Origin of the sequence: Vallitalea guaymasensis, assembly GCF_018141425.1 — a bacterium.
Lineage (GTDB): Bacteria > Bacillota > Clostridia > Lachnospirales > Vallitaleaceae > Vallitalea > Vallitalea guaymasensis.
In genome coordinates this window covers 1573695-1591900 of sequence record NZ_CP058561.1, presented here as the reverse complement: position 1 = coordinate 1591900, position 18206 = coordinate 1573695, and the positions used below count along the sequence as shown (strand labels likewise).

At 34.8% G+C, this 18206-nt stretch carries 14 protein-coding genes; 11 read left to right on the top strand and 3 right to left on the bottom strand.

What is annotated here, in order from left to right:
- Positions 1-131 precede the first annotated feature (131 nt).
- Both HYG85_RS07230 and HYG85_RS07225 read left to right on the top strand, forming a co-directional pair.
- Positions 132-1607 (top strand): alkaline phosphatase, encoded by a 1476-nt coding sequence (locus HYG85_RS07230; protein ID WP_212692909.1) that lies wholly within the window; start codon positions 132-134, stop codon positions 1605-1607.
- A 115-nt stretch (positions 1608-1722) separates the two neighbouring features.
- Positions 1723-2853, top strand: a complete 1131-nt coding sequence (locus tag HYG85_RS07225; RefSeq protein WP_212692908.1) for a YibE/F family protein — start codon at positions 1723-1725, stop codon at positions 2851-2853.
- Positions 2854-2903: 50 nt separating this feature from the next.
- Here the strand turns inward: HYG85_RS07225 and HYG85_RS07220 are convergent, their stop codons facing one another.
- On the bottom strand, positions 2904-4691 hold the full coding sequence (locus tag HYG85_RS07220) for an aminopeptidase P family protein (protein ID WP_244971295.1): 1788 nt from the start codon (positions 4689-4691) through the stop codon (positions 2904-2906).
- A 231-nt stretch (positions 4692-4922) separates the two neighbouring features.
- On the opposite strand from HYG85_RS07220, the gene HYG85_RS07215 reads away from it, so the two are divergent.
- The gene (locus HYG85_RS07215; RefSeq protein WP_212692907.1) at positions 4923-5216 is read left to right on the top strand and encodes a hypothetical protein; all 294 of its coding nucleotides are present in this window, start codon (positions 4923-4925) and stop codon (positions 5214-5216) included.
- Positions 5217-5288: 72 nt separating this feature from the next.
- On the opposite strand, the gene hcp is transcribed toward HYG85_RS07215, so the two are convergent.
- Positions 5289-6935, bottom strand: a complete 1647-nt coding sequence (hcp, locus tag HYG85_RS07210; protein WP_212692906.1) for a hydroxylamine reductase — start codon at positions 6933-6935, stop codon at positions 5289-5291.
- Positions 6936-7186: 251 nt separating this feature from the next.
- On the opposite strand from hcp, the gene HYG85_RS07205 reads away from it, so the two are divergent.
- From HYG85_RS07205 to HYG85_RS07185, 5 genes are all read left to right on the top strand, one after another.
- Positions 7187-7849, top strand: coding sequence for an SGNH/GDSL hydrolase family protein (locus HYG85_RS07205; RefSeq protein WP_212692905.1), 663 nt, complete (start codon positions 7187-7189; stop codon positions 7847-7849).
- Between the two features lie 63 nt (positions 7850-7912).
- Positions 7913-10000: a sigma-54 interaction domain-containing protein gene (locus HYG85_RS07200; protein WP_212693718.1), complete on the top strand. Its 2088-nt coding sequence runs from the start codon at positions 7913-7915 to the stop codon at positions 9998-10000.
- Positions 10001-10373: 373 nt separating this feature from the next.
- A complete protein-coding gene (locus tag HYG85_RS07195) occupies positions 10374-11549 on the top strand; it encodes a MalY/PatB family protein (protein WP_212692904.1) in 1176 nt (391 codons plus the stop codon).
- 94 nt (positions 11550-11643) lie between these two features.
- Positions 11644-12876 carry a dicarboxylate/amino acid:cation symporter gene (locus HYG85_RS07190; protein ID WP_113672296.1) on the top strand — a complete coding sequence of 411 codons (1233 nt, stop codon included), beginning with the start codon at positions 11644-11646 and terminating at the stop codon, positions 12874-12876.
- Positions 12877-13022: 146 nt separating this feature from the next.
- Positions 13023-13391 (top strand): RidA family protein, encoded by a 369-nt coding sequence (locus tag HYG85_RS07185; RefSeq protein WP_212692903.1) that lies wholly within the window; start codon positions 13023-13025, stop codon positions 13389-13391.
- Position 13392: 1 nt separating this feature from the next.
- Here HYG85_RS07185 and rpoN read toward each other — a convergent pair whose 3' ends face one another.
- Entirely contained in the window at positions 13393-14760 is a 1368-nt protein-coding gene (rpoN, locus tag HYG85_RS07180) for an RNA polymerase factor sigma-54 (protein WP_212692902.1), read from the bottom strand.
- Positions 14761-14901: 141 nt separating this feature from the next.
- Between rpoN and HYG85_RS07175 the strand changes: the two genes are divergently transcribed.
- The 3 genes from HYG85_RS07175 (at position 14902) to HYG85_RS07165 (ending at position 18088) form a co-directional block, all read left to right on the top strand.
- On the top strand, positions 14902-16173 hold the full coding sequence (locus HYG85_RS07175; protein WP_212692901.1) for an L-cysteine desulfidase family protein: 1272 nt from the start codon (positions 14902-14904) through the stop codon (positions 16171-16173).
- 90 nt (positions 16174-16263) lie between these two features.
- Complete coding sequence (locus tag HYG85_RS07170) at positions 16264-17580, top strand: L-cysteine desulfidase family protein (protein WP_212692900.1); 1317 nt, start codon at positions 16264-16266, stop codon at positions 17578-17580.
- A 19-nt stretch (positions 17581-17599) separates the two neighbouring features.
- Complete coding sequence (locus tag HYG85_RS07165) at positions 17600-18088, top strand: GNAT family N-acetyltransferase (RefSeq protein WP_212692899.1); 489 nt, start codon at positions 17600-17602, stop codon at positions 18086-18088.
- The last annotated feature ends 118 nt before the right edge of the window (positions 18089-18206 follow it).

The following is an 18206-nucleotide window of genomic DNA, read 5'->3' as shown; positions in this document are numbered from 1 at the left end:
ATTTTAGATGAAGATGAGGCATAGCCTCTTTTTTTATACCATAATTTTACATTCATTTAACAACTATATAATAATAACTTTATACTGATAAGTTACATTAATATAGTAAATAAACCAAGGAGGCAGAATTAATGAAAAAGAAAATTATAGGTATTGCTTTAATGACTATGATGATATTATCATTATCCCTACAATCAAATGACATATTAAAAGCAGTAAATAGCACTGTATTAGCTAACACAAGCGTGAAAACACCAAAGTACATATTTTATTTTATTGGAGACGGAATGGGTACTTCTCAAAGACAGATATCAGAGTACTATCTACAAGAGATATCAGGGGATAAAGACAAGAAACTTGTAATGAATACATTTCCTCATTCAGCCATAAACACAACACATTCCCTTAATACATTAATAACTGATTCAGCAGCTGCAGGTACAGCACTTGCTACTGGTCATAAAACTAATAACGGGGTAATATCAAAAGATGTTGAGGGAAATAACTTAAAAACTCTTATAGAGAGTGCAGAAGAAAAAGGCATGGCAACTGGATTAGCATCAACAACACGTATAACTCATGCAACACCTGCTGTTTTTGCATCACATAATGAGAGCAGAGGTAACGAAAATGACATAGCAGTTGATTTTTTGGATAGTGGAGTTGATTATATTGTTGGTGGTGGAGTAAGACATTTCTTACCTATGGACTTTACAGATAATCAAACAGATGCATTCGGTGGAAAAATCTATTCAAAACGTAAAGATGACAAAAATGTACTAGCAGATTTCAGAAATGAAGGATACACAGTAAGATACGGAGTAAAAGGAGCAGAAGAGTTTAGGAATGATGTATTTAAAAAAGGTGATAAATACCTTAATCTATTCACAGCTTCACATTTACCATACACAATAGATGATGAAAATAATGATAAATATCATGTACCAACATTAGCAGAGATTACTAGCAAAGGTATAGACTTATTATCAAAAGATGAAGATGGATTCTTCTTTATGATTGAAGGTGGACGTATTGACCATGCCTGTCACCCAAATGACCCATCAGGAACTATTATGGATACGCTTGCTTTTGATAAAGCAGTAGAGGAAGCATATGAATTCTATAAAAAACATCCACAAGACACGTTGATTATCGTTGTTGGCGACCATGAGACAGGTGGTCTTGGAATGGGCGTTAATACTGATTATTTCTTGAATCTTCAAGAGCTTGAAAAAGCAATAATGTCAATAGAAGAATTTCAAGGCAGTTATACTGGTGATAGAAAAGAATATTACAATTTGATTGGTGAGAAATTTGGTTTGACTGAGTTATCAGATGAAGAAAAAGCTATTATTGATAAAGGAATGGACATGGTAGATAAAGAGATAATTGATCCTGGCAATGCTTATAAATACGATGAAGCAGCAATGGCAGTAACACATGTATTATCAGAGCGAGCTGGTATTTATTGGACATCTTATGCACATACAGCAACTCAAATACCTATGTCAGCTATTGGTGTGGGAGCAGAGAATTATAATGGTTTTATGGATAATACAACCATAGCTGAAATTACTGCAAAAATAGCAGGATTAGAATTAAATTAACCTAATCTAAATACTACACAGTATTTCTTACATTAAGGGGCTGAATAATGACAAGAGCATTATTAACAGTTCCTTAATTTATATAGTTTCAGAGAGACATAAAGGAGTTATAATAATGAATAAAAAAATTAGAGTATCATTTATATACGGTATATTATGCATAATTATATTTCTGCTTTTCATCCAATCCAATAAATCCTCAGACAAGTATAATAAGAATGTTAGAGAAATAAAAGCCAAAGTTATTGAAGTAGATGATAGTAATGTTGTAAAAGCAGGTGTTTCAGCAATTGGGTTTCAAGAATTGAAGGTTATTGCAGGGAATAGTAACTATAAAGGTGAGACCATAGATGTAGAAAATCAGCTTGTAGGTAAACTGGATTATGATAACTATTATAAGATTGGTGACATAATCATTATTGCAGTCAAGACGGAAAATGATAAAATCATTGATGCAAAAGCTGTGGATCTATATAGACAGAATTATCTAGGATTCATCTTTTTGGTATTTGTGATTTTACTAATTATATATGCTAGAAGTATTGGAGTTAAAGCCTTACTTTCATTTATATGTACTATGTTCATATTATGGAAATTTTTGATACCTAATCTATTACAAGGAAAAAATCCATTGATAATAGCCTTTATAACTCTTTTCGCTTTATCTGCCATTATATTATTCACAGTAGCAGGATTCAATAAAAAGGGTATATCAGCATTCTTAGGTACTTTATCAGGTTTGTTGATAACTCTAGTACTGACTATGGTAGTTGGGGATAAATTAGGATTAATGGGAATGACATCTCCATATGCAGAAACAATTGTATTCAGTGGATATTTTGACCTTAATATGAAATATATTTTTTATGTAGCCATTATAATAGGGTCTTCAGGAGCTGCAATGGATATAGCGATGGATGTATCTTCAGCCTGCCAGGAGATAAAAAACAAAAAAAAGAATATTACCCAAAGAGAACTTATAAAATCAGGATTCAATGTAGGCAGAGACGTAATAGGTACAATGACAACCACATTACTTCTTGCATACTCTGGGGGTTACCTAACATTACTTATGCTATTTCAGATAAGGGATTCAAGCTTTACAAGAATCATAAACATGAAAATAATATCAGCAGAGATAATGAGAACACTGATCGGAAGTATTGGGTTAGTAATAGTAGCACCAATAACAGCAATTATCGCAGGTATTTTAATGGGGACAAAGGTAATAAAAAAACTAGACTAAAGCTAGGCTTTAGTCTAGTGGATAAGGTTGTTGTAATCATACCATATATATTATATACTCTTTGTCTGAGATTGAAGCCATAAGCACTCATCTTCGTTAAGATGAGGAGAAAGCTTATTATACACTTCCTGGTGGTAGTTGTTTAGCCAATCTTTTTCATCACAGGTAAGTATTGTAACATCAATACCTTTTAAGTCTATAGGACAATAGGATATTGTGTCAAATGCCATAAAACGGCCATCAGAATTATTCATTACTTCTTTGACTAGTATAGAGTTTTCTATACGTATACCATGTTTATTTTCTTTGTAGATACCAGGCTCGTTAGTAAGATACATTCCTTCTTCAATAACTACATCACTAGATCCTTTACGGATTCTAGCAGGTCCTTCGTGTACACCTAATAAGAAACCTACTGAATGACCAGTTCCACACTTGTAATCCATATATTCTTGCCAAATAGGCTGTCTTGCTATAACATCAAGATTAGAACCAGTAGAACCATGTAAGAATACTAGACGTGCAAGAGCAATATGTGCCTTCACAACTAGAGTATAATCATGTCGTTCTTCTTCTGTTATATCACCCAAAACAATGGTACGGGTTATATCAGTAGTACCATCATGATATTGTCCACCGGAATCAAGTAAGAAAAATCCTTTTGGTTTTAATGTCTTGGTAGTTGCCACATCAGGTTTATAATGCATCATTGCCGCATTTTCTTGATAAGCTGGGATTGTTGCAAAACTATCTTCTATATATAGAGGATTTTCTTTTCTGAAACTTGCTAATTTCTCTGCTGCAGTAATTTCTGTTATATCTCCACTTGGAACAGCTTTTTCTAACCAATACAAGAATTTTACTAGTGCAACACCATCTTTTATTTCACATTCCTTCAAATTCATGATTTCAGTATCATTAAGTTTAGCTTTTACAATAGCTGTAGGTTCAAGTGTCTCTACAATACGGCTTGAAGAATCAATCATTGACTTTAGACCGTAATTTAACTTAGTAGGGTCATAGGTAACTGTTAAATCCTTAGTATATATTTTTATATCATCAAATATATCCTCATAAGCTTTTATGACAATATTTTGTTCTTCCAGTATTGCTCGAACATCTTCAGGAACTTTATCAAGTTGTATATATAGAATAGCTTCGGTCAAAGTTATTATTCCATAAGCATATGGGATAGGGGTGTATATGATATCATTACCTCTAATATTAAATAGCCAAGCAATATCATTGAGAGAGCTGATCAAATATATTTCTGAATCTTTCTTTTTCATTTCATTTCGTATTGAATCAATTTTTTCAGCAGCTGTTGAACCTGTATATTTTATATCATGATAAAAAACTTTGTCAGTAGGTAGAGCTGGTCTGTTCTTCCATATATTTGATATAAGGTCTATATTGCCTACAAGCTCTATTTTATCATTATTTATTACATTTTTAAGCATTTTCATGTCATTCACTGAGAATAAACGCTGGTCGAATCCTATTTTTTCACCAGCCTTAATGTTATCTTTCAACCATTCCTGATATGTAGGTACACCTGGTTCAAGCATTTTATATAGAACAACTTCACTATCACTGAGTTGTTTTTCAGCCTGAATAAAATATCTGCCATCAGTCCATAGACAACTTTCTGACATAGTAATGATAACTGTTCCTACTGAACCGGTAAATCCTGATATGTAAGCTCTGCTCTTGTAGTATTCAGCTACGTATTCGCTTTGATGGGGGTCAGCACTGGGGATAATATAGGCAGATAAGCCTTCCTTCTTCATTTCTTGACGTAATAATTCTATACGTTCATTTACTGTAATTTCAGCCATTTTCATACATCCTTTCATAACTTTTTATAACGTAGAGATAATCGTTACTGGTATTGTATCAAATTATACTTTTTAATAAAAGCCTATAACATAAATAATATCATTTAATTAAATTATAAAACAAAAAACTTATTTAACAATAGTTATTGTATGTTTTAGTATATATGTTAGGCTCTTTCACTTTAGTAATGTCAAATGCATATAATAGTAAAAAAAGCAGAAGGATAATATATGTTTAACGAAGAAATTGAAGCTACCAGATTCGGCAGAGGCAGACGTCCTTACCGATACAGATACCCTAGGTATTATCCATATTCATACAGGAGATATCCCTACTATTATAGAAGAAACCCCTATTATGTAAGATATCCATATTATAGAAGACCTTATTACTATGGAAGACCTTACTATTATGGAAGACCTTACTATTATGGAAGACCTTATTACAGACCATATAGAGGAAGAGGCAGAGGCAGACTATATGGCATGGAAGAAGATAATTATTCAGATATCATATATGTATAGAAGGATAATAAAATATAAAAGCACAGAGAAATCTGTGCTTTTATATTTGGAGCAATATGAACTTGTCTTATCTTAACCAAGAATGGTTTGTAAATCATGGTCTGGTGTTGAGATAGACTGTAGATTGAATTTATCAACCAATACTTGAAGAATATTTGGAGTTATGAAAGCAGGTAATGTAGGTCCAAGATAAATATCTTTCAAACCAAGGTATAACATTGTGAGTAATACCACAACCGCTTTTTGTTCATACCATGTTATAATATAGGACAATGGAAGATCATTCACATCACATTCAAATGCTTCTGATAAAGCTAAAGCAATCTTAATAGCTGAATAAGCATCATTACATTGACCTACATCCAGTATCCTTGGGAATGGACCTATAGAACCAAGGTCTAATTTGTTGAATCTATATTTACCACATGCAAGAGTTAATATAATAGTATCTTTTGGTGTCTTTTCAGCAAATTCTGTATAATAATTTCTTCCAGGTCTAGCTCCATCGCAGCCACCAATCAAGAAGAAATGCCTTATTTTACCCTCTTTGACAGCATTAACAATTGTATCTGCATTACTTAGGACAGCGTTTCTGGCAAATCCCATAGGTATTCTTTTTTCTGGTTCATCTGCAGTGAAGCCTTCTAATTTTAAAGCTTTTTCTATAACAGGTGTAAAATCCTTATGACCATCAACAGTAGGTATGTGGGTTACATCAGGCCAGCCAACAATACTTGAAGTGAATAACCTGTCTTTATAACTTTTTCTAGGTTTCATTAAGCAATTACTTGTCATTAATATTGCACCAGGCAAATTATCAAACTCTTTTTGTTGATCTTGCCAAGCACCACCAAAATTTCCTATTAGATGTTTGTATTTCTTTAATCCTGGATAAGCATTACAAGGAAGCATTTCTCCATGGGTATATATATTGATACCTTTACCTTCAGTTTGTTCAAGTAAATCTCCTAAGTCATTTAGATCATGACCTGACACTACAATAAAAGGTCCTTTTTTCTTGGTTATGAGCATTTCAGTGGGTTCTGGATCACCAAAAGCACCAGTATTTGCTGCATCTAGCAGCTCCATACATTTGAAATTGGTCTTGCCAAGTTCCATGTTAAGGTTGAAATAATCTTCAACGGTTAAATCTCTATCAAGGGTAGAACTAAGAGCCTTAAACATGAAATTAGCTATTTCAGCATCATATTTTCCAAGTACGTATGCATGATGAAAATAAGCTCCCATACCTTTTATCCCATATATTAACAACTCTCTTAAAGAACGAATATCCATATCTAAGTCTTCGTCGTCCATAACACCTAAGTTTTTCATATTGGGAATACTGAGAATCTCTTCTTTTGTTTCAGGAGCAATATAATCTGCTCCTTCAGGTGCATCAGAAGTTGAAGCTTTATTCATTAAGTCTTTTTTGTAGTAATTGGTTTTTTTGATATATTCAACGAATCTTTCTGGTGCAAAGTTAACATTGGTAAGTGTTGCGAATACACACTCCGTACAAAACTCTCCTAATTCTCTAGGTATAACCTGTCCATCTTCAATTAATTTTGTTGCATAGTAACCTAAGCCTTTTAATAGGAAAATTAGAACGTCCTGCATTTTAGCTACATTCGGGTCTTTGGTGCAAATGCCCATTTTAGTACAACCTTTACCCCCTGCTGTTTGTTCGCATTGATAACAAAACATAGCATTGTCCATATATACATCCTCCTAAATATTGTTTTTATGGTTTCTTCATATTTATCTTGGGCTAATCATAAGAAGAATATTCTACAATTGGAAGAATATTAATTTTAATTATGGATGTAAACAATAAATAATAGATTTCTAAATAAATATCTAAGTGTAATAATTGAATATGTAGGATATTAAATATAATATAATCATGTTATAATGAGGCTAATATTTATTAGATGGAAAAAAACGAATAAATGAAAGGAGTAATATATATGATAAATAATGTCAAAGATGATTCATTAATCTTATTTCAAGGAGACAGTGTTACTGATTGTGGAAGGACAAGTAATGAATATTTAGAACTTGGTTTTGGTTATGCTAATATGGTTGCATCATGGTTAACAGCATTACATCCAGAAAAACAATTACGATTTCTTAATAGAGGAATAAGCGGTAATAGAGTATCAGACCTTAAAAAAAGGTGGCAAGAAGATTGCATCGACCTAAGACCAGAAGTAGTTTCCATATTGATAGGTATCAATGATTGCTGGCGTAGATATGATAGTAATGACCCTACTTCAGTTGATAGCTTTGAAATTACATATAGACAGATTCTTACGAATATAAAACAAAAATTAGAAGCTAAGATTATCATTATGGAACCTTTCTTATTACCTGTAATTGAAGAATCAGAAGGCTGGTCTGCTGGGCAGGATAAATGGAGAGAAGACTTAGACCCTAAAATCCATGTAGTAAGATCTCTAGCAAGAGAGTTCAATGCTGAATTTATTCCTCTAGATGGTATATTTGCAAGAGCAGCAACAATCCAGCCTATGGAGAAATGGACTTTGGATGGAGTTCATCCTACACAAGCAGGACATGCATTAATAGCAAGACAATGGTTGAAGGCTTTTGGAGTTGTTGAAAAAATGTGATCAAATAATTGATTATTGATTTTTGAGTCTATACAAATATGAAGGGAATAGATATTCATGTTTATGAAAAAACAAATTTCGGTAGTAGTCTTGGATCCATTGGCTGGTGCGTCATATGCAGAAGAAGTAGAAAGTTTGTTCGGTGAATATGCCGAAATTGTTGTATATAGTGTGCGTGACGGATCCGCTATAGGAAAGTTGCCAAGAGCTGATTTATTTGCCATTTCAACTGATGCTTATGGCTCTACAGAAGAAGTTGATCGCCATGTGCCGGTAGATAGCGAAGTGATGTCAATTGAAGTTACTTTCCTATGGAAAACATTGGAACAATTATGGAAAATTCCAGAAGGTACATCTGTGTTGTTGGTAAACGTAACTGAGACTATGGCTCGTGAAGCAATTACTCAACTGAATGCGCTTGGAGTGAACCATTTACGGTTTATTCCATTTTATCCTGGAGCCATATTAGATGAGAAGGTTGACATTGCATTGACACCTGGAGAATCACGTTATGTGCCTGATGAAGTTAAAATGGTTATAGATTGTGATCACCGTCCATGTTCATATGGGATGATGATTGAGATGGCGCTTCGACTGAATCTGGAGAATTTATTGGAAACAGAGCCTTTTTTGAATTATGCTAAAATTGTTGCTTCAAATCACTATAGTTTCGATTTGATGTATGCGAAATCTCGAAGTAGAGAAAGCCAGTTTCATGTTCTTATGGAAATATTGAATGAAGGATTAATAGGAGTAAATGAAAAAGGGGAAATACTTGCTTGTAACAAAAAAGCATGTGAAATTGCTAAGGTGTCAGAGGAATTCGTACTTTGGAAAAGAGGAGAAGATGTATTTCCCTACATTCCGTTTTATCAAGCATTAAAAAATAAGGAAGAAATTCCTGAATCAGTAACCAAATTGTATGGTTCAAATATTTCTATCGCTGTTATCCCGGTTATGAGAAAAAATGAATGTATTGGTGCGTTTGCTACCCTTCAACGATTCAATGAGCAAGAATCACGGCAAAATGAATTGAGAAAGCAGTTGCTGCAAAAAGGGCATTATGCCAAATACACATTTGATGACGTAATTGGTGTGGCAGAACCTATTAAGCGTGTAAAAGAAATACTAAAAAGAATGGCTATTACAGAGAGTCCTATTTTGATTGTGGGAGAAACAGGGACCGGTAAAGAATTGTTGGCCCATGCGGTTCATCAAGCATCTAAGCGTTCAAATGGTCCGTTTATACCTATAAATGTTGCAGCAATGCCTGAGAATTTGTTGGAGAGTGAGTTGTTTGGTTATGAAGAAGGAGCGTTTACAGGAGCAAAAAAAGGAGGACGTCTTGGCTTATTTGAATTTGCTCATCAAGGAACTCTTTTTTTAGATGAAGTTGAGGGTATGAGTCTTGCAATGCAAGTTAAGTTGCTTAGAGTTTTACAAGAAGGAGAGGTTATGAGGGTTGGTGGTAGTCGAATTGTGAGAGTTGATGTACGTATTGTAGCTGCGACCAATGAACTTCTAGAGGAAAACGTTAAAAATGGAAGTTTTAGAAAAGATTTATATTACAGACTGAATGCGTTGACAGTTTTGGTGCCTCCACTTAGAGAACGTGGTACTGACATTTTGCTGCTTCTTGATAATTTTAAAACTGTGTTTGATGCAACTTTTGAGTTGTCAGAAGAAGTGAAGAATTTTCTACAACACTATTCTTGGCCTGGTAATGTTAGGGAGCTTCAAAATGCAGTAGAGTATTTTAACTATCTGGGAAAACAGATGGTGGAGGTTGAGGATTTACCACCGACTATGTTTAAAATGAAAAATATGATTTGTGAAAAAAAAGAAAAAATAATAAATAGCAATAATGACCAATTAGATAAGATAATTCCTAATCAAAAGTCAACTTCCTTGTTTGAGTTTGTATTGGAGCAATTGTATGAAGCAAGTGAAAGGGATGAATATATTGGTCGTGAAAAAATTCTGCAAATGGCGAAAAAACAACATTTGGTTATTTCTCAAAAACAGGTTAGAGAAATACTGATACAGTTAGCAGATCTTGGTTTTGTAATTATTGGTCGAGGTAGAGGTGGGAGTAGGATAACGGTTAAAGGTAGAGAGTATTGGCAAGAACAAAATAATAAAGGGGTATAAAAAAAGATGAGGGTGTGGAACTTAAAGAGTGAAGCATCCTCATTTTTTTATAATTGGAGTATATTGCTGATAGGAAATGGTTAAAAACAATTAAAACATAACCAATTAATAGGATATAACCATTTTAACCAATTATGTAACAACTCAAATTAATAAATGATACGTTATTATTTGCAAATAAAACAATTAAAGTCAACTTATTATATGATAAGAAAGAAATGGGTAAGATTGAATATATATTGAAAGGTTATATATATTAATTTATTGATTAATCCAGGGCACTATTTGGTATTCCTAAAAATTTGGCACGGTATTTGCACTATATATAAATGTAAGAGATAAGAGGGTATCAAAGAAAGGAGGATATTTATTTATGAAGTACAATTTTGATGAAGTAATTGACCGTAGCAACAACCGATCATCTAAATATGATGAACGTTTCAAGAAATTTGGAACGTCGGATGTAATTCCTCTCTGGGTAGCAGACATGGATTTTCAAACAGCTCAACCGATTATTAACGCTTGCATGAAAAAAGCGATGGAAGGAATATGGGGCTACACTTCACGGCCAGAAAGTTATTTTGAAGCAGTAAAAGAGTGGGAAATGAAGAAGTATAATTGGGAACCTGATACATCCCTAATGAGTTGGAGTCTAGGTGTTGTTCCTGCGATGTCAGCAATTATTAAGATTTTTAGTAATGAGGGAGATAAGCTTATGATTCAGACTCCAGTGTATTCCGAGTTTTATGATATTACTGAAGCATTGAATCGTATAGTTGTAGAAAATCAGTTAGTAGAAAAGAATGGAAAATGGGTTATTGATTTTGAGGATTTTGAAGAGAAAGTTAAGGATTGTAAGATTTTCATGCTTTGTAGTCCTCATAATCCATTGGGAATTGTTTGGAAACCGGAAGAACTTAGAAGAATGGCTGAAATCTGTATTGCTAATGATGTGTTGGTGATATCTGATGAAATTCATTCTGATCTGATTTTTCATGAAAAGAAACATACTCGTACTGCTACAATTTCTAAAGAGATAGCAGACAACATTGTTACATGTGTGTCTGTAACCAAGACGTTTAATCTAGCTGGATTACAGGCATCTACCACCATTTTTCCTAATCTGGAAATGAAGCAAGCATTTGACGATTTCTGGGGGAATATGGATATTCATAGGAACAATGCGTTTAGTTCAGTAGCAATGGAAGCAGCGTATAGAGAGGGAGAGGAGTGGTTGGAACAAGCTTTACAATATATTTCTAATAATTTTGATTTTATTGTGGAGTATTGTGCAGCTTACATACCTAAGGTCAAACCAAATTTACCAGATGCTACTTATCTGGTATGGCTGGATTGTCGTGAACTTGGAATGAACAATGAGGAGCTTCGAAGTTTTATGATCGACAAAGCAAAAATCGGTTTGAATGAAGGGTATACTTTTGGACGTAGTCTGTCAGGTTTCATGCGTCTAAACGCTGCTTGTCCAAGAAAAACATTGGTAACAGCACTAAAACAGCTTAAAGATGCAGTTGACACCTTAGAAAATTAGTAACCTAGAAATGTAAAGATGGGATGAAAATTAGTATAAAAAACTTTGGGGTTAAAAAATCAGCAATTACTTTAATGAAACGGAGGAAAAAGATATGAACAAGAAAGAAGTCTGGAAAAGCTATCGTTTTCCGCTGATTCTATTGGCGGGTATTGTTACAGGAGCTATTATTGGTGCGGTTATGGGGAAAAAGGCAACAGTTCTTGCACCACTTGGGGATATTTTTATTAATCTTATGTTTACAATCGTTGTCCCAATGGTATTTGTGTCCATCACAAGTGCAGTGGGTAGTATGTTGAATATGAAACGATTAGGTAAGATTCTTGGAAGCTTGGTGTTAATTTTTATTACAACTGGATTAATTGCTTCAGTGTTGGTATTGGTTACAGTAAATATTTTCCCACCTGCTGCTAATACAACCATTTCAATGGGTACTGCAGAGATGGGAGAAGCTACTAGCATCGGTTCCATGATTGTTAAGTCAGTGACTGTTAATGATTTTACTGGTCTTCTTAGTAGGAAAAATATGTTGCCGATTATTGTATTTGCCATAATGACTGGTTTGGCAGTAGCCGCAACAGGTGGAGAAGAAAGCCCCGTAGGTAAACTTTTAAATAATCTTAATAAAGTTATTATGAAGATGGTTAGTATGATTATGAAGTTAGCTCCAATTGGTCTTGGTGCATATTTTGCTAATCTGGTAGGTGAGTTTGGACCTCAACTTATTGGGGACTATGGACGTGTGGTGTTAGTCTATTATCCATTATGTCTTATATATGCAGTAGTATTCTTTCCACTTTATGCGTACCTTGCAGGAGGAAAACTTGGGGTGAAAAGGATGCTGAAAAATATAATAAATCCCGCAATAACAGCTTTTGGTACACAGAGTTCTGTGGCAACTCTTCCAGTAAATATGGAAGCCTGTAAGAAAATTGGAGTTTCGGAAGATATCAGTAATATTGTGCTTCCTATGGGAGCAACCATGCATATGGATGGATCTGTACTTTCATCAATTACAAAGATAGCTTTTCTATTTGGAATATTCCAGATTCCATATACTGGAGTAGGTACTTATGCAATGTCCATCGTTGTAGCAATTTTGAGTGCGTTTGTCCTATCGGGTGCGCCTGGAGGCGGTCTTGTAGGAGAGATGCTGATTGTTAGTTTGTTTGGATTTCCTGCAGAAGCCTTTCCACTTATTGCTACCATTGGATTTTTAGTTGATCCACCAGCCACCTGTCTCAATGCTTCAGGTGACACCATTGCATCAATGATGGTTACTCGTGTGGTCGAAGGGAAAAATTGGTTGACCAAAAAGGCTAGCTAAGATGTATTAAAAATAATAATTAGTACTAGTCTTAATTGATATTATTATTATGTAAATGAGGCGGGGAAGTATTGTCAGAGAACTTGCCCGTCTTATAACAAAAAGAGAAATATATTGGATATTTAGGATTAAAGGAGGATTTTAATATGAAAGTAATAAACACAGAAATGGCACCTGGTGCAATTGGTCCCTATTCTCAAGCATTTGAGGTGAATGGGGTTATTTATACATCCGGTCAGATTCCAGTAGACCCAAAGGATGGCATGGTTCCAGAAGGGATAACAGCACAAGCAGAGCAAAGTTGTAAAAATGTAAAAGCAATATTAGAATCAGCTGACAGTAAAATGGAAAAAGTGTTCAAGACTACTTGCTTTCTGTCAGATATGGACGATTTTGCTGCCTTCAATGAAGTTTATGCCAACTATTTTTTATCAAAGCCAGCTCGTAGTTGTGTAGCAGTCAAGACGCTTCCAAAAGGAGTTTTGTGTGAAATTGAAGCTATTGCATTAAAATAACTTAATAGATTTTTCGACCGGTGGTTCCAGGTATTGATAGTTCTTTGCGATATTTAGTAATAGTTCTGCGTGATATTTGGAACCCTTGTTGGGAAAGTAATTCGGCTAAGATTCGGTCACTATAAGGCTTTGATTTATCTTCTTGTTCAATTAGTGTACACAGAGCCTGTTTAACATCCAAAGTTGTGACAAGCGAAGTAGTTGAATCAGATTTGGTGACAGAAGCTGCCCTTACGAAAAAATGATTCAATTGAAAAGTTCCCCAGGAACATCTTAAATATTTTTGGTTACATGCTCGACTTATAGTTGATACATGGATACCAAGAATATCGGCTACATCTGATTGTTTCAAAGGTTTCAAATAGCTGGGACCATTATGGAAAAACTCCTGCTGCATGTTTAACAACGTCTTGATGATGGAGGTAAGTGTAGAATAACGCTGTTGGATACATTGCTCAAGAAGTTTGGCTTGTTGGATTTTCTTTTGAAGATAGTCGTGCACCTCGTTATTTTCACTTTCCTCATAGAGTTTGATATAGTAGTCATTAAATATGATTTTAGGAATGATGGAATCATTTAACTGAATTTCAAACCCGTTTTCGGTGTTGATGACTGTAACATCAGGCGTGATGTATAATGTTTTTTCAGATGAGGAAAAAAGAGCGCCTGGCCATGGATTTAAGTTTTGAATTATGTTAAAGTAATTCTTAACAGTACTTAGGGGAAGTCCTGTATTTCGTGTAATGGCAGCAAGTTGGTTTTTTATTATAAGATTCAAGTTGGAATGAATAAAAGTTTGAAAATCAGAAGTTAGAATTCCTTGGCGACTTAATTGCAGGCATAAACACTCTTCAAGATTTCGTGCACCAATACCAGCAGGATTCAAGCTTTGAACCAAGGTCAGCATTTCTTCTGCTTGATCTATGGAAATGGAATATTGTTTAGTAAGTAATTCGAGAGAGTCTATAAAGTAACCTTTTTCATCTAGGCTATCAAGGATATAACGAAGGGGAATTTCCCAGTTATTCGGCCAGAAACGGGTAAGTAGTTGACTCCATAGATAATTTTGTAAAGTCTCTTGATTTTCTTGAGTTTCAACCCAGTTTACAGTATCGTTATTGCTGGATTCAAAATTCCTTCTGTGATAACGATCAGGTTCATCGTGTGAACTAATACGTTGATTGATTTCCAAAACTGCGGGATCATCGTTATTTTGATATGCAGGCATAATATCAAGTATGGGATTATCTAAAGTTTGCTCGTATAGATAGTGTTCTAAGTCCGTATAGGGCATTTGAAGAATCTCGGAAGATAAAATTGTTTTATATGAAGTTATTTGTTTTTGCTCAATATTGAGTCCAAAATCCATCAGTTGTATTGTCCTTTCAAATGAAATCATTATAACTAATGTTTAGTATAACATAACAAATATTAATTTTAAAGATATAAAAAGTCCAGCTAATATCCATAGCTTTTTGCTATGATTATATTATACTAGAGGAGGAAGAATATGCACATATTATCTCAGTTAATCAAAGAAGATATGAGACCGGCACTAGGCGTCACAGAGCCTGGAGCAATTGCATTAGCAGTATCTACAGCGAGATGTCTGATAAAGGGTGATGTAGAGAAAGTTTTTTTGAAATTGAATAGTGGAATGTATAAAAATGCCTTTACATGTGGTATTCCAGGTAGTAATGAGGTCGGTAATTATCATGCTGCAGCATTGGGAGCAGTAGCTGCTGATCCAAAAAAGGGTCTGGAATGTTTAGAAGGCATCAAGGAGACGGAAGCGAAAAAAGCTAAGCAGCTTGTTGAACAAGGGAAAATTGTTGTAGATATGAGTGAGATATCCAGTCGAATTTTCATAGAAGCAAAAGTTATCGGTGAAGATTCCCAGGCAACAGTTACAATAAGGGATACTCACACAAATATTGTTAAAATCACAGAAAATGGAAAAGTTATATATAAAAAAAAGCAACCGGTGGTGAATCAAGAGGAAGATGGTCACCTGATTCATAAATACACATTAGAGCAACTTTATGACTATGCAAATACAGTATCTCTGGATGAAATTCAATTCATCAAAGAGGCTTATGACTTGAATTGGGATCTATTGATGGAAGGTATTAATAGCAATAGAACTACATTTGCACGTTATCTGCTTGAAGCAAATGGAGGAGAAATTATCTCAGATGATGAACAAAAGACAGCTTCACTGTTTTGTAACGCTGCTATTGAGGCTCGTGTGATTGGGCTTTCCAAACCAGCAATGAGCATTACTGGGTCAGGGGCACATGGAATAATTGCCACAATGCCATTGTTTGCCTCGTATAGAGTAAATAAATATTCTGAAGAAGCATTGTTAAGGGCAACTGCATTGAGTTATCTGATTTGTATGTATATCAAAGAATACTCTGGAAAGTTGTCAGCTTTTTGTGGCTGTGCCATTGCAGCAGGAACAGGTATGGCATGTGGTCTTGTCAATCTGAGAGGTGGCGACAAGGAAAATATGGTAATGACGATTAATAACATGGCAAGCAGTATAACTGGTATGATTTGTGACGGTGGAAATCAGGGTTGTACCATGAAAGGAGTAGTTGCAGTGGATGCAGCATATTCTTCAGTGAATATGGCGATGAATGGTGTATATATTTATAATGCACATGGAATTAATGGAGCCACACCAGAAGAAACCATGAAAAATATGGGGATGATTGCTTCACCAGGTATGGTAGCTACTGAAAAAACCATTGTAGAGATCCTTGAAGATAAAAAATGAAATAGGACTTGCCATTATTATTGTAATGAGCTTGATATGTTTGAAAAGATTACATAACAATTTGCATAATGACAGAAGTGGAGTGATAATATGAATAAAGAGGATAGAAGATATGCAGCTTATGTACAGATTTTGAGGGAAGAACTAGTTCCAGCTATGGGTTGTACAGAACCTATTGCAATTGCATATGCTGGCGCAAAGGCTAGAGAAGTTTTAGGTAATCTGCCAGATCGGGTAGACATTGGAGTCAGTGACAATATTGTAAAGAATGTCAAGAGTGTAGTGGTTCCAAATACAAACGGCATGAAAGGTATTGAGGCCTCTGTTGTGTCAGGTATTGTAGCAGGTAGGGCAGAAAAAATACTTGAAGTTATTTCAGAAGTGTCTGAAAAGCAAAAAGAGGATATGAAGAAGTTTAAAAAGGATGTGCCGGTTAATGTATCAGTGCTTGATAATGAAATAGTATTTGATATTATTGTAATCCTTTATTATAGAGACGAATCAGTTAAGGTAAGAATCAGTGACTACCATACTAATATCGTGTATGTAGAAAAAAACGGAGAAGTTCTTGTGGATTTGGAGAATGCGGATCAAGAGACCGTCAAAGATGAATGCCTAGAAGAGAATGGGCTTATGGATAAGAGACTTTTGAATGTAAAGGACATAATTGACTTCGCTGACTCCTGTGAAATAGATGATGTAAGGAAAGTACTGGATATGCAGATTTATTACAATACCCAAATCTCTGAAGAAGGGATACTTGGAGATTATGGTGCGAATATTGGGTCTACTTATTTTAGATATTATGGCAATGATGTAAGAAATAGAGCAATTGCAAAGGCAGCAGCAGGTTCAGATGCACGTATGAGTGGTTGTGAGTTACCGGTTATCATTAATTCTGGAAGTGGAAATCAGGGGATAACAGTATCTATTCCAGTTATAGAATATGCAAAGGAATTGTCGGTATCAAAGGAGACACTATATCGAGCACTTGTGATTTCGAATCTCATTGCAGTACATCTAAAAACAGGTATTGGAAGACTGTCTGCGTATTGTGGTGCTGTCAGTGCAGGTTGTGCGGCAGGATGTGGTATTGCCTACCTGCAAGGAGGTGGCTATGATGAAATAGCACATACATTGGTTAATTCTCTTGCTATAGTTTCCGGAATCATTTGTGATGGAGCAAAACCTTCTTGTGCTGGGAAAATTGCTTCAAGTGTTGAAGCTGGTATCGTAGGATACCATATGTATAAAAACGGTCAGGAATTCAAGAGTGGTGATGGTATTGTAACCAAAGGGGTAGAAGCTACCATTAAGAATGTTGGTCGTCTGGGGCGTGAAGGAATGCGTCAGACAGATAAAGAAATAGTAAAAATGATGTTGGAAGGAAAAGCTGAGTGCTTATAAAAATGAAAGGTTGTGCAGTATGATGGATAAGATTAGGCAAGTCCGAAAAGAGGATTTGTATGCCATAATTGAAATTGAGGCAATTTGTTTTCCAGCGGCAGAGGCTGCAGATAAGAAGTCGATTGCCAGCAGAATAGATACATTTCCAGAAAGTTTTTTTGTTGCAGAGAAGGATGGCAGGATTGTAGGATTCATTAATGGAGCTGTCACAAATGATAGAACAATTCGAGACGAAATGTTTGAAGATGCTGGATTGCATATTAACGATGGAGCGTATCAGAGCATATTTGGGCTTGATGTAATACCGGAATATCAGCATCAGGGAATTGCAGGAAGATTGATGAGACATTTGATAAATGATGCAATGATAAAAGGTCGTAAAGGACTGATATTGACATGTAAAGAACATTTGATTGGATTTTACGAGCAATTTGGATTCTCCAGTTTAGGGTTATCTGAGTCTGTACATGGAGGAGCAGTTTGGTACGATATGATACTGTTTATTTAAATTAGTTAATTTTGCTTAATTATTTATTAATATGTCAAAAGAACATTAAGTGAAATATGAAAAGTATTAAATCATATGTAATGATAATAAGTCAGCTACACTTATTGATTTTATCTGA

Bases quoted from the DNA above. Each gene is read 5' to 3' on its own strand.
- HYG85_RS07170 (WP_212692900.1), top strand. From the start codon at position 16,264: ATGAATAAAGAGGATAGAAGATATGCAGCTTATGTACAGATTTTGAGG.
- HYG85_RS07215 (WP_212692907.1), top strand. From the start codon at position 4,923: ATGTTTAACGAAGAAATTGAAGCTACCAGATTCGGCAGAGGCAGACGT.
- HYG85_RS07185 (WP_212692903.1), top strand. From the start codon at position 13,023: ATGAAAGTAATAAACACAGAAATGGCACCTGGTGCAATTGGTCCCTAT.
- HYG85_RS07200 (WP_212693718.1), top strand. From the start codon at position 7,913: ATGAAAAAACAAATTTCGGTAGTAGTCTTGGATCCATTGGCTGGTGCG.
- rpoN (WP_212692902.1), bottom strand. From the start codon at position 14,760: ATGGATTTTGGACTCAATATTGAGCAAAAACAAATAACTTCATATAAA.
- HYG85_RS07165 (WP_212692899.1), top strand. From the start codon at position 17,600: ATGATGGATAAGATTAGGCAAGTCCGAAAAGAGGATTTGTATGCCATA.
- HYG85_RS07230 (WP_212692909.1), top strand. From the start codon at position 132: ATGAAAAAGAAAATTATAGGTATTGCTTTAATGACTATGATGATATTA.
- HYG85_RS07225 (WP_212692908.1), top strand. From the start codon at position 1,723: ATGAATAAAAAAATTAGAGTATCATTTATATACGGTATATTATGCATA.
- HYG85_RS07175 (WP_212692901.1), top strand. From the start codon at position 14,902: ATGCACATATTATCTCAGTTAATCAAAGAAGATATGAGACCGGCACTA.
- HYG85_RS07220 (WP_244971295.1), bottom strand. From the start codon at position 4,691: ATGGCTGAAATTACAGTAAATGAACGTATAGAATTATTACGTCAAGAA.
- HYG85_RS07205 (WP_212692905.1), top strand. From the start codon at position 7,187: ATGATAAATAATGTCAAAGATGATTCATTAATCTTATTTCAAGGAGAC.
- hcp (WP_212692906.1), bottom strand. From the start codon at position 6,935: ATGGACAATGCTATGTTTTGTTATCAATGCGAACAAACAGCAGGGGGT.
- HYG85_RS07195 (WP_212692904.1), top strand. From the start codon at position 10,374: ATGAAGTACAATTTTGATGAAGTAATTGACCGTAGCAACAACCGATCA.
- HYG85_RS07190 (WP_113672296.1), top strand. From the start codon at position 11,644: ATGAACAAGAAAGAAGTCTGGAAAAGCTATCGTTTTCCGCTGATTCTA.